General features: G+C 70.0%; 5 protein-coding genes and 1 pseudogene. 4 read left to right on the top strand and 2 right to left on the bottom strand.

The genetic code is table 11. From position 1 onward, the window contains the following. Window positions 1–182: 182 nt before the first annotated feature. Window positions 183–3,848, bottom strand: a complete 3,666-nt coding sequence (locus tag AB0F77_RS16910) for a LamG-like jellyroll fold domain-containing protein (protein WP_361948314.1) — start codon at window positions 3,846–3,848, stop codon at window positions 183–185. Window positions 3,849–4,467: 619 nt separating this feature from the next. On the opposite strand from AB0F77_RS16910, the gene AB0F77_RS16905 reads away from it, so the two are divergent. Both AB0F77_RS16905 and AB0F77_RS16900 read left to right on the top strand, forming a co-directional pair. After that, complete coding sequence (locus AB0F77_RS16905) at window positions 4,468–5,157, top strand: DJ-1/PfpI family protein (protein WP_361948238.1); 690 nt, start codon at window positions 4,468–4,470, stop codon at window positions 5,155–5,157. A 68-nt stretch (window positions 5,158–5,225) separates the two neighbouring features. Next, entirely contained in the window at window positions 5,226–5,552 is a 327-nt protein-coding gene (locus AB0F77_RS16900; RefSeq protein ID WP_361948235.1) for a hypothetical protein, read from the top strand. A gap of 6 nt (window positions 5,553–5,558) precedes the next feature. Here the strand turns inward: AB0F77_RS16900 and AB0F77_RS16895 are convergent, their stop codons facing one another. Further along, window positions 5,559–5,990 (bottom strand): HIT family protein, encoded by a 432-nt coding sequence (locus tag AB0F77_RS16895; protein ID WP_361948233.1) that lies wholly within the window; start codon window positions 5,988–5,990, stop codon window positions 5,559–5,561. Window positions 5,991–6,288: 298 nt separating this feature from the next. Here AB0F77_RS16895 and AB0F77_RS16890 point away from each other — a divergent pair. Then, a pseudogene (locus AB0F77_RS16890) lies at window positions 6,289–6,657 on the top strand (hypothetical protein); the annotation flags it as partial. Between the two features lie 98 nt (window positions 6,658–6,755). Beyond that, complete coding sequence (locus tag AB0F77_RS16885) at window positions 6,756–13,256, top strand: glycoside hydrolase domain-containing protein (RefSeq protein ID WP_361948230.1); 6,501 nt, start codon at window positions 6,756–6,758, stop codon at window positions 13,254–13,256. Window positions 13,257–13,282: the final 26 nt, after the last annotated feature.

Genomic DNA, 13,282 nt, shown 5'->3' with positions numbered 1-13,282 from the left:
TCCGCCCATGCCGCCGTCGACGACGCGGCACCCGTCTTCCGAACACCAACAACCCCCATCAGGGTCCGAAACAACCGAGGATGAACAGCGGCCCCATGCGTGCCGCGCCGTACGGGTGATGCAAATGCTGTCTGCGTCGGCTGCCCGCGCCAGGTGGACGTGGGGCGGGCAGCCGGACGGGGTCAGTCGGGCACCTGAGTGCTCTCGTCGTCCTGCGCCCCCACCAACGGCCCGACTTGGTTCTCCTCCGCCGCGCCGACCCACATCCTGAGGTCAGTGATACGGCCGGGCAGATAGTGGTCCCAGGCGCTGTTCACGAAGCCCTTGCCGACCGCGAAATCACCTGAACCGATCACCGCGGTGTACGCGGTCTCCGTGTCGTTCGGGACAGACGCCAGGTACAACCGGATGACCTGTTCCTGGGCGTCGTACACACCGGTCAGGCGGACCGCACCATCGGCCGCCGCCGACTCGGAGTTGACCGCGGTGAACGACCCGTCACTGTTGAGGCGGCCGAAGCGCCAGAACCCCACGGACCTCGTCAGCAAGTCGCCCGTCTCGTCGTCGATGTAGTCCTCGGACCCGGTTCGCTGGTACCACAGGCCCCAGGCCGAGCCGTCCGCGGTCCGCTGCCCGAGGATCTGCGCCGAATAGCCGACCGGCTTGCCCATCACCACCTCGGAATCGAGCTCGACTTCGGTGGTCACCGTGAAGGACTCCCGGTCGTCCACCACCGGCCCAGGCGTGGTGAGGGAATCGTCGACGCCGTCGAGGAGGATCGCGTCGTCGGCAACCGAGGCCCCGCCGTTGAGCTGCAGGCTCCGGCCGTAACCACTCACCGTGTCCGCGAGCGCGGCCGTACCCGTACTGCCCTGGGGCTGCCAGTCGGCGACCAGTTCCACGGCCCGTCCGCTCCCGTCCGTGTTCAGGAGCTTGCCCACCTTGGCGACCTCGGGGACCGACAGGGCCTTCTGATAGACAGCGACCTCGTCGACCCGGCCCTTCCAGTAGTTGTCGTAGCTGCCGAAGGTGTCGCTGTTGCGCCCCATCTGCAGGTTCCCGTCGACCGACGTCGCCCACCCGGCGGTGGGAACCTCGACCGGATCTCCCTGCTGCTTCCCGTTCACGAACAGGGCCAGGGTGTGCTCGTCGCCGTCGTAGACACCGGCCAGATGGGTCCACGCGCCCTGGGTGACCCCGGGCGACAGATCGGCGTTGGCACCGACGTACTTGCGGACGCCGTTCTCGTACCAGGCCATCAGGAAAACCCAACGGCCGACGCTGGGCGAGTAGTAGAGCGAGAAGCCCTTGTTGTCACTGCTGGTCTGGGACAGCACCGTGCGGAAGGCGGAACTGTCCTTCAAATAGGCCCACGCGGAGACGGTGAACGAGGACTGTGTGTTCACCACCGGCCCGGAGGATTCCGCGTACCCGGTCTGCTGCCCGCTGCTCGTCGTGTCGTTCAGCCACAGCGAGCGGTCCGCCTCGCCCGCACGGGCGAGCGACGACCAGCCGGCGCCCGCTTCGTGCAGAGTCAGGTTGTGTCGGCTGCCGGGCGCCGTCCCCTTGTCGGCCGCCGCAGTGCCGCCCGAGCCCGGGGCGGCGTCATCGAAATGCCAGAGCCCTGATGGGCCTTCGCTCTCGGCGACGATGAACCGGACCGCGATGGTCTCCCCCGCCTGACCCGAGCCCACACTATCCACCGCCCGTACGTACAACAGCTGCACACCTGACAGAGCGGGCTTGATCGAGCGGGTGACCGAGCTCGTCCCCGACACCTTGGTCCATGCCTTGTCGGTGGCCAACTTGTACTCGAAAGCAGCAATGTTGTTGTCTGCGGCGTTCTTGGTGAAGGTGAACTGCCCTGCTGTTCCCGGACCACCGGTCGCCGCGCCACAGCTGTTCCCGTCGACCGGGCACACCGCGTACACGGCGCCCGCGGGGGTGGAGACGACCGGAGGCTTCGGCCGGGTCGAGTCGATCGTGAAGTAGCACCAGCCCTTCGTGGTCACCGTGCTGTGGCTCTCCAGGGCACTCCCGCTGTCCGGGTAGGAGCGGGTGAACACCGCCATGCGATAGGGGGTGTTCTGTGCCAGCGTGATCGGCGAGTCCACCGTCACCGTGGCGTTGTCCCCGACGAACCCGCTCGACGGGCGGATCGGTTCGGTCGCCACGACCGACCAACCGCTCGACGTCTTCTGCTGGACGTAGAAGTGGGCTCTCAGTTGCGCTCCGCTCTCACCTCCCGAAGCCGACTGCACCTGAGCGCCGAACCTCGGCGTCGGGTCCGAGATCCATGCCGGGTCCCCCTCACCGGTCTCGCAGGACGAGGCAACCGACGGGCTGGTGGGCACCGCGGGCTCCCCCACATAGGTGACGGCCAGGACCGCGTCGTTGCGGAACCTCTTCCACGCCGAGGCGTCGCCCTCGTCCTTGGCCTTCAGCATCAGGGTCAGACGTGAGAACGCGCCGTCGGCGAAGGACTTCACCGTCGGGGTGAGGTTCTCGTAGCTCTCGTTGGGATCGTCGTTGAACTCGATCGGCGCCGGCGGCGTGTCCGGGTCGCACGACGAACCACGCCCGGCGGAGACATTGCGGTCGCCCACCAGATCCAGGGCGGACGGACGTGAGGCCCAAGTCGTGGAGGACGAGATGTTGTTCATGCGGTACAGCTGCACCCAGCGCGGATCGCACTGGAACGCCCACGGTTCGGTCACCCGGAACGTCGCGTCCAGGACGTGCTTGCCCTTGAGCGAGTCCGGCGCGAACTCGAAGTACAGGCGCTGGACATAGCCGGGACCACAGAAGAAACCGTTCCAGCTGCCGCACTTGCCGACGCCTTGGCCCTGGTTGTCATCGCCGTTGCCCCAGCCGTACGACGCGTACCCGTCGGAACGCAGGAGAGTGCGCTCGGCCTCGCCCCAGGACACGGAGGGGTCGATGTAGAGCGGGAAGTCCTCAGCGGCGGTCTGGGAGAGCATGTCCGCGTCGGGGGTGACCGTCAGCGAGTCCTGGTCCGCCTCGACGTCCATCGGGCGTACCTTCGCCCCTGGCGTCGGCTCGGTCCCGGAACCGTTGTCCCCGGCCGCCTCAACAGAACCGGCTGCCGTGGCCCCGGCACGGGTGACGGGGTTCGTCACGGGGGTGGAAGCTTCGGCCGAGTCCCACATCTGGGCCCTAGGCGCCCTGAACACCCAGTTGCCGTTCTCGTCGACGGCGTTGTAGCCCCCGGAATTGTTCTCGGCGATGCTCAGACCGGCCGTGGCCAGGGTGTAGCCGATCTCCCGCAGTTCCGGCTGGGCCGCCGCCTGAGGGGTTTTGACGATCAGCACATGCCGGAAGCCCTCGGTGGACGCGGTGACCTTCAGGTCCACGCCGTCGAGTACGTCGCGGTACAGGGCACTCGTACCGTTCAACTCCGGCTGCGGGAGGGAACCGGGCCAGCCCAGCGCGAGGGACTGGCCGTGGTCTTCGATCCGTACGAGCGGGTCCTCGGACCTACCGCCGGAGAACTCCATCGCCACCGCGGCGGCCTTCGGCGCCACGGTTCCGTCCGCCCTGCGCACCAGCGTCGCGTCCGGGGCCTGCCACCCGCCGTCGGCGGTCGGCACGCGCACCGGGACCGCCGACTCCTCCAACGTCATCGTGGCACCGTCGGGGTTGGCGTACACGGTCGTGTCCGACGACCGCTCGCCCACCACCTCGACCCGCTCACCCGTGTCGTGAGCCTTCACCAACGCCTGCGCGGCCTCTGTCTGCCCGGCGGAAGCCTCCCCGGACGCCACGGACTGCTCGACCGCCTGCGCCATCCCGGGCAGCGGTCCCAGCAGCAGCGCGCCGGCGGTCACTGCCGCCAACGCGCCGTTCGTCCAACCACGTCTTCGAGAACGCGCACGCACCGAGCCCCACCCCACAGCGTGAATATCGACAACCCCGAACATCGACAAAGCCACCACACAGAACACCAAGAACCTTCACACAGCAAGGATCTTGGGAAGAGAATGAGACACGACCGAAGAATCCTATTTATTGCGCTTGATAAGTAAATCGCGGCAATAACATGATTGGCCGATGTGCAGAATGGGAGGAAATCCCCGGTGAACAAAGGATGTCAGCCGAAATCAGAGGCGGGATTTACACAACTCCCGCCCGCACCAGTCGCGCGGACGGGATGCCTTCGATCCGCCCCGGCATGCACGCGACATCGTGGCTGAATCACGCCGCCGGATCCCATGTCGACCGACACGTTAAAACCCAAAAGACCGGTATTGCTCGCTCCACGCTCTGCACGCGCCCCGCCCTCGCGATGACGCTCCTCGTGCCCGCCCCCGTTGGCGATATCCCGTTGAACAATGTCATTTACGCCACTGGGGAGCCCGGCGGAGGGTCGGTACGTTCGGGGCGTACGAGGCGCCCGGCGCACTCGCCCCGCCGCCTCACCCCACCCCACCCCCGAGGAACTTTTCCATGCACGCGCAGATCGTTCTGTTCGACGGCTTCGATCCCCTCGATGTGATCGCGCCCTACGAAGTGCTGTACGCGGGCGGTACCGCCTCCGCGGGAGCGGTCGGCGTCGAGCTCGTCTCCGCCGAGGGCCCGCGCGAGGTCGTCAGCGGCACCGGCGCGCTGCCGCTGCGCGCCACGGGCACCCTCGATCCCACACGCGCCGGTCTGATCCTGGTCCCCGGCGCCTCCGGCCGCGTAGGAGAACCCGGCGAGGTTCCCGACCACGACGCGGGGGCCGGGGAATGGCAGCGGGACGAGTTCGTCCCGGTGCTGCTGGGCCGCACCCTGACCACCGAGCTGCCCGGCCTGCTGAAGGCGGCGATGGGGAATCCCGAGGTGACCGTCGGCGCCGTGTGCGGCGGCTCGCTGGTCCTGGCCATGGCCGGTCTGATCGAGGGACGGCACGCCACCACCCACCACCTGGGCCTGGACATGCTCGACGCGACCGGCGTCCACGCGGTCGACGCCCGGGTCGTCGACGACGGCGACCTGGTCACCGGCGCGGGCGTCACCTCCGGACTCGACCTGGCCCTGTACCTGCTGGAGCGCGAAGTGGGCCCCCGTATCGCCCACGCGGTCGAGGAGCTGTTCGCCCACGAGCGCCGCGGCACCGTCTGGCGCAACAGCGGCCCCGAACCCGCCCGGCTCTGAGCCGACGCCCCGACGCCCCGTCGCACCCGACCACGCCCCCTCCTCGCACCGTAAGGAAGAGCAACAGCATGTCCGTCGAAGGTACTTGGGACCTGTCCATCGCCACCCCCATCGGCAGGATCAAGGCCGTGGCCGAGTTCCGGCGCGAGGCCGGCGCCCTCACCGGAACCGCCCACGGAGCGGGAGAAGAAGTCCCGCTCGCTGACGTCGTCCTCGACGGAGACCGGCTCACCTGGAACCAGGCCATCACCAAGCCCCTGCGCCTGAACCTGGTGTTCGCCGTGACGGTCGACGGCGATTCCCTGACGGGCACCTCCAAGGCCGGGCGCCTCCCCACCTCGAAGGTGGAGGGAACACGCCGCGACGTCCGGCCCTCACCGGCCCCCGGCCGCTGACACCCGTCAGTCGTCGGCCGCCACGTACTCCCCGAACCCGAGCTCACGCAGCGCGCTCCGCAGCCGCGTCGCGGCCTCGTCGAGCGCGGCCTCGTCCTTCTCGACCTGCGCGCGGGAGAAGTCGAAGTCGGCCATGCCCCAGGCGGGAGCGACGTGGACGTGCAGATGCGGCACCTCGAACCCCGCGATGACCAGCCCGGCCCGGGGCGCGTCCCAGGCCCGCCGCACCCCTCGGCCGATCGCCTGCGCCACGGTGACGCAGCGGGCCAGCACCGCGCCGTCCGCGTCCGTCCACTGGTCCACTTCCTGCCGGGGCACCACCAGGGTGTGACCGGGCGTCAGCGGGGCGATGCTGAGGAACGCGGCGACATCGGGGTCCTGCCAGACGAACCGCGCGGGCAGTTCACCGTCGAGGATCCGGGAGAAGAGAGTCGACATGGGGGACAGTCCACCACACCGGGCCCGGCCGACGCCCCGTGCCGGAAAGCCCCGCCCGCGCACGGACGCCACATCGTCTGCGTGGCGTCCGGCACGCCCGCACTGGACGAACTCCGTTCTCCCGCCGTACGCCTTCTCCGTGTCCCATTGCGGACGGTTGTGAACATGGCGGATGTGATCCCCGCACCCCGTGTCCACCACCGTCCCGCTCTGGGACGCACGCCCGGCGTCCGAGCTGACAACGTTGTCTACGACGAGGCCGGACCGTGCGCGTACTTCACGACGCTGGAGAGGTCACATGCCCGTCAGATCCCGTCCCCCTACGCCCCGCGCACCCCGCGCGCTCCGTCCGAGACCCGCCCGTCGGCCCGGCCGGCCCCTGCGCGCGACGGTCGCCCTCCTGGTCACCGGGGCGCTCGGCCTCGCCGCACTGGCGGGCGGCGGCACGGCCGCGGCGGCGCCCTTCCCGGCCGAGTCCGCCAAGTCCACCGGGACTTCCGGGTCCACCGGCACGGGCGGCACCACCGGCACCGACTACACGAAGCTCGTGGACCCGTTCGTGTCGACCGCCGCCGACGACGGCAACGACCTGCCCGGCGCCCAGGCGCCCCACGGCCTGGCCAAGGTCAACCCGATGACGACGCCGGGCCGCAACCACTCCGGGTACGACTACGACGAGGACCACATCGCCGGGTTCACCGCCACGAACCTCGACGGCGTCGCGGCTCGGGAGGCGGTGGCGACCTGCTGGTCGTCCCGACGTCGGTGCGGTACGACAAGCGCCCCGCTCCCAGCACGTACGCGCACGCGTACCGCCACGACGACGAGACCGCGACGCCCGGCTACTACCAGGTGGGCCTCGGGGCGCTCTCCGGAACCGGTTCGTCGGTGACACCGGGCCCCGGCACCGTCAGGGCCGAGATGACCGCGACCACGCGCACGGCGCTCGAGCGGTACAGCTTCCCCGCCGGGTCGGACCCCGAGCTGGTCCTCGACCTCGCGAACAACTTCACCAGCCGTACCCGCTCCACGATGAACGCGACGACGCTCCCGGACGGGACCACCTCGCTCACCGGGCTCATCGCGGGATCGTTCAACGGCGCCTCGTACAAGCTGTACTACGCCGCCACCACGAACGTCCCCGTGACCTCCCTCGAGAGCTGGGGCAACGACGGCAGGCTGAGCGACGCGACCGCGCAGGACGGCACCGACACCGGCGCCGTCCTCGGGTTCGACAAGTCCGTCGGGGACGACGTCGAACTGCGCATCACGCTCTCGCCGATCAGCGCCGAACAGGCCACGACCGACCAGCGCAACGAGGTGGGCGACCTCACCTTCGACCAGGCGCGCGCCCGGACGAAGGCGGACTGGAACAGCGCGCTCGGCGCCGTCGACGTGCGCTCCTCCGCGAAGTCCGACCCCGGGTCGACGCTGACCAAGGAGTTCTACACGCACCTGTACCGCATGTACGCGCTGCCGGTGAACGCCACCAGCACCAGCGGCACGTACCGCGGTGTCGACGGGGCGGTGCACCGGGCCAACGGCTTCACGTACTACGACGGTTGGTCCACCTGGGACGACTTCCGCAAGTACTCCGTCGAGGCGTACATCGACCCGGCCACCTACCGGGACATGGTGCAGTCGCTCATCGAACTCTTCGCCGACGCGCACACCTCCGGCAAGAGCCTCGGCAGCCTCACCCACTCGGTCCCGACCGTGCGGTGGGAGCGCTCGGCCGTGCTGGTCGCCGACGCGCTGTCGAAGGGCTTCAAGAACTTCGACCGGCTCGACGAGGCGTACCCGGCGCTGCTGTCGTACGCCGGGTACTACACGGGGGCGCAGCTGCGGCAGGGCTACGTCGCCGGTGACCCCGGTACGACGGTCCAGCGCGGCTACGACCAGTGGGCGCTGTCCGTCGTCGCCGACGCGCTCGGCAGGAAGGACGACGCGAAGAAGCTGCGTACCCAGTCGACCATGGCGATCGACAACCTCGTGAAGTCCGGCGCCTGGAGCGCGGCGGACGGTACGAAGGTCGGTCTGCTCACCCCGCGCGCCGCGGGCGGCGACTGGCAGAGCGCCGACTACGAGAAGTTCGAGGCGGCGGGCCTCTACCAGGGCACGCTGTGGCAGTACCACTGGTACGACGCGTACGACATGGGCGGCCTCGTCCAGGCCATGGGCGGCGAGAAGGCCGGCAAGGCCGCGATCGAGCACATGTTCGGCGAGGACTCCACCGTCGACGACGGCTCGACCATGCTGCACTCCAACGCGAACGAGATCGACCTCCAGGCCCCCTACCTCTTCAACTACGTCGGTGAGCCGAGCCTGACGCAGAAGTGGGTGCGCGCCATCTACACCGGCACCACCTGGAACCGCTACATCGCGACGGGCTCCACCAACGAAGCCCCCAGCTCCGGCGGCCAGTTCACCCCGCCGGTCAGGACCCAGGTCTACAAGCTGTCCCCGAACGGCTTCCTGCCGACCATGGACAACGACGCCGGCACCATGTCGACCATGTTCGTCGGCGCCGCGCTCGGCCTGTTCCCGGTGACCGCGGGCTCCAGCCAGTTCCAGATCGGCAGCCCGTTCTTCGACTCCACGACGATCAGCTACGCCAACGGCACCCGGTTCACGGTGAAGGCCGACGGCGTGTCCCCGAGCGCCTACTACGTGCAGGGCGCGACCCTCAACGGCAAGCGGTTCGACAACACCTGGCTCGACTACGCGCAGATCATCGCCGGCGGCACCCTGGACTTCACGATGGGCTCCAAGCCCTCCTCGTGGGGCGCCCGCACCGAGCCCGCGTACTCGCTGAACACCGACTCGGGCGACACGGGTGACGGCGGCACGGGCACGGACGAGGGCGACACCGTCGTCTCCGCCCACCCGGACACCGTGGACACCGCCGCGGACGGCACCGTCGACGGCGGCATGAAGCTCACCCTGTCGGGACCGGCGTCGTTCGCCGCCCGCAAGGGCACCAGCCTCACCAGGACCGGCGCGGCGAGCGTGACCGGCCTGCCGAAGGGCGTCACCGCGGACCTCCGCGTCGACGACAGGCGGACGGCGACGCTGTCGCTCACCGGCACCACGGACGTCGACGTGCGCTTCGGCGTCACGTTCCGCGACACGGCCTTCGCCCACGGCGTACGGGCCTCGACGGTGACCGGCGCCGGGACGTCCCCGACCGACCCGCTCCTCGTCTCCGCCGCCGCGGTGCGGCGCAAGGCCCTCGGCGCGTTCGTCGAGCAGGCGTCGCTGGTGCGCGGCGGCAACTACTCGGACGGCTCCTGGAGTCTGTTCCGGTCGGCGCTCGAACGTGCGCGGACCGTCCTCGCGGACACCGCCTCCGGGACGGGCACGCTCATGGCCGCGGACGAGGCGCTGCACTCCGCCGTCGACGCGCTCACCATCAACGAGGGCGGTTACGCCGTCCTCCAGGCCGAGGACCCCCAGGAGATGCAGGGCCCGAGCCTGGTGAAGGAGGCGTACTTCTCGGACGGCGACCTCGGCGGCGTCACCGAGGGCGCGTGGGAGCGGTACACCAAGCTGGACTTCGGCGGTGTAGCCCCGCGGAGCGTCTCGGTCCGCTACGCGAACTCGCAGGCCACGACCGCGCGTCCGAGCAGCGTCGACGTCCACGCCGGCACGGCCGACGGCCCCGTCGTCGCCACCGTCGCGCTCCCCGGGACCGGCGGTTGGCAGAACTACACCACGGTGCAGGCGGCCGTCACCGACCCGGACGCCCTGCTGGGCGCGAAGAGCGCGACGTTCGTGTTCCACGCCCCGTCCGGCCAGCAGTGGGTGTCGAACTTCGACTGGTACCAGTTCTCGCCGAACGAGGTCTCCTCGTCCGCCTCGACCACGCTCGCCACGCTGACCGCGGCGAACACCACCACGACCGGCAACGGCTCGCTCCCGCTCAACCTCGCCAACGGCATCTTCGAGAACGTGTCGAACGGCGCGTGGGCGGAGTGGAAGGACACGGACCTCCGCGACGGCGCCGACACCGTCACCGTCCGCTACGACAAGCCGCAGACACGCACGGCGTCGGACTCGCACATCGAACTGCACCTCGGTGCGAAGGACGGCCCGAAGAGCGTCGACATCCCCCTCGACTACACCGGTTCGGGCTGGGGAACCGTCGCCACCACGACCGTGCGGCTCGCCCCGGGCGTCTTCACCGGCGTCCAGGACGTGTACGCCGACTTCGTCTCCAGCACGCAGACCAGCGCCCAGCCCTACGTGGCCAACGTCTACTCGCTGACCCTGACGCGTGACGCCGACGCCCCCGTGGCGTTCGACGCCACGGCGTTCCGCTCCCACAGCGGCGGCGGGCTCAAGAGCGAGCCGGTCGGCTGGAGCGGCGCGGGGTCCACCACGGACCTCGGCGGCACCTACGACGGTGCCTGGCTCGACTACGGCGCCATCGACTTCGGCGACTCCTCGAAGAGCACCGTCACCATCACCTACGTCAACAACTCCTCCCGCTGCGGCACCGGTTCGGCCGTCCAGCTCTACCTGGACTCCTTCGACCCGGCCGACCCCGGAACGCCGTACGCGACCGTGCCGTTGCCCGTCACCGGGAGCGCGTGGTCGTCGGGCGGGACGACGAGCCTGACGCTGCCCAGGGCGATCACCGGCACGCACACCGTCCACCTGCGGCTGACGACGACCCCGGACTCCTCGCACCCGTACGTCGCGAACCTGGGCCGGATCACCTTCGACCACGTCGACACACCCGCCGTCACGGACAAGTCCGCCCTGCGGAAGGCGATCGACCGGTACGCGGGACTGTCCGGTGACGCGGAGCGGTACGACACGATCGACTTCGGCGTGTACCGGCGCGAACTCGCCGCCGCACAAGCCCTCGTGGACGCCGACGACGCGACCCGGCCGGAGGTCGACACCCGGACCCGCAGCCTCACCCTCGCCGCCGACCAGTTGGTCCCCCTCCCTCGGCTGAGGCTGGAGGACCTGGTCACGACCGCGTCGGCCCTCACCAACTCCCGCTACACGGACGCGTCGTGGAAGGCGTTCACCACGGCACTGTCCGCGGCGCGGACCGCGATCGACGACGACACGTCGACGGACGCGACCCTCACCGCACGGTACGAGGCCCTGGACCGGGCCGTGTCCGGGCTCAGGACGAAGCCCAGGACGGTGCCGGCCGCACCCGACGCGGTGTCGGCGACCTCGTCCGGCACGAGCGTGACCGTCGCCTGGTCCGCCCCCGGGGACACGGGCGGCTCGCCGCTCACCGGCTACCGGATCACCCTCGATGACGGCCACCGGGTCGAGATCCACGACGCGAACAGCCGGAGCACGACGTTCACCTGGCTCCCGGCCGGCAGGTCGTACACGGCGCGCGTCCAGGCAGTGAACACCGTCGGCGCCTCGCAGCCGAGCGCCGCCACGGCACCCGTGGTGACCGGCGGCGGCAAGCCGCAGAAGCCGACCGTGACCGGTGTGCTCACCGACGGCAGGCAGGTCCGTGTGACCTGGCGGGCGGCCGACGACGGCGGATTCCCGGTCATCGGCTACACCGTGGCCCTCGGCGACGGAACCACCGCGCACGTGCCCGCGACGGCGGACACGGCGCTGCTCACGACCGCGGGGAGAGCCGGGGCGCACACGGCCACCGTCACCGCGGTCACCCTGGCGGGAACCTCGGACGACCCCGTGGCGCCCGCCCCGTTGGATGCCGCTGACCCGGCGTACGAGCCGTCCCCGTTCCCGGACGACACGCTGAACGCGACCTACACGTCGGACAAGTGGCCGGCGACCGGCGACGGGAGCGATTACTTCAACAACCTGCTCAGCGGCATCAACGACCTCCGCTCCGACATCCTCGCCGCCAACACGAAGGTGCCGGGCGGCACTTCGCCCACCGCGGAGAACGACAGGATCGCCGTGTCCATCAACAACGCGGCGACGCAGAAGGAGGTGGACCGGGCGGAGGTCGACGCGACGAACAGCGCCACCGTGACGATGGCCGACGGCCTCGGCTCAAGGCTCGGCCAGATCTACGACGACGCCCTCAAGAACGGCCAACTGCCCAAGACCAGCGCGCTGTTCTCCCGCGTCACCAAGGGCATCGACGCCCACGACGCGGCGAAGGACCACTTCGGCTACCTGCGCCCGTACGTGCGGCTCGGGTTCGTCGGCGACGGCGGTGACGTGTACGAGTCGCAGGACGGCTCGTACGGCAGCCTGACCACCAGCGGCTCGTACCCGAGCGGCCACACGTACGGCGGTTACGAGGCGGGGACGATCCTCGCCACGCTGCTGCCGGAGCTGGCCCCGTCGATCCTGGCGCGCACCTCGGAGTACGGGGACAACCGCATCGTCCTCGGGTTCCACTACCCGCTCGACGTCATGGGCGGCCGGATCACCGGACAGGCCACCGTGGCCCACCGGTGGGCGGACCCCGACTTCGCGAAGCTGCTGATGCAGGCCCACACCGAGATGGAGAACGTGCTGCTCGCGCAGTGCGCGAAGGAGGGCTACGGCGACACGCTCGCGGCCTGCGCGGGCGACTCCTACGCCGGTCTGAGCACGGCGCAGGACATCGACCTGTACACGCGGCGCCTGACCTATGGCTTCTCCCAGGTGGGGAAGGCCGGGCAGACGCTCAAGGCCCCGTCCGACGCGGCGGCCCTGCTGCTCACAGCCTTCCCCGACCTCACCACCGAGCAGCGCACACAGGTCCTCGAACAGACCGCGACGGACTCCGGCTACCCGCTCGACCTCACCGCGGACGGCGGGGCGAGCTGGCAGCGGATCAACCTGGCGGCGGCGATGGCGGCCCACGTGGTCGTGAACGCCGACGGGTCGGTCACGGTGACCAACTCCACGAACGCCACGAAGGCGAGCGTCGCCGACGCCCGCGCGATCACGGTAGGAGGCATCCCGCTCGACGGCTTCGACCCGAACGTCTCGACGTACGTCGTCGACTGGCCGAACAACGGAAAGCTCCCCGCCGTGTCGGCGGTACCGGCCGAGCCGGGCGCCCGAGTGAAGGTCACGGACAACAGCCCGCTCCTGTCATCGCCCACCCCCCGCTTCACAACCCGCACGATCAAGGTGACTTCACCGAACGGCTCGTTCACCCGGACCTACACGATCGGCTTCCAACACACCAACCACGACCACCGCCCGATCCCGAAGGCCACCAACGGCACCAACAAGCCCAAACCCTGGTCCCCGGCGACGGAATGGACCCGGCCCAACGGCGTAGTTCCCCGTCGCAGCCCCACAACCTGACCCCCAAACCTGCCGTGCCCTCCGGG

The organism is Streptomyces sp. NPDC026672, from assembly GCF_040638185.1.
GTDB lineage: Bacteria > Actinomycetota > Actinomycetes > Streptomycetales > Streptomycetaceae > Streptomyces.
The sequence above is the reverse complement of the archived record's forward strand: the minus strand, read 5'-3'. Positions and strand labels throughout refer to the sequence as shown.

Coding starts and splice junctions, on each gene's coding strand:
- AB0F77_RS16900 (WP_361948235.1), top strand. CDS start 5,226: ATGTCCGTCGAAGGTACTTGGGACCTGTCCATCGCCACCCCCATCGGC.
- AB0F77_RS16895 (WP_361948233.1), bottom strand. CDS start 5,990: ATGTCGACTCTCTTCTCCCGGATCCTCGACGGTGAACTGCCCGCGCGG.
- AB0F77_RS16905 (WP_361948238.1), top strand. CDS start 4,468: ATGCACGCGCAGATCGTTCTGTTCGACGGCTTCGATCCCCTCGATGTG.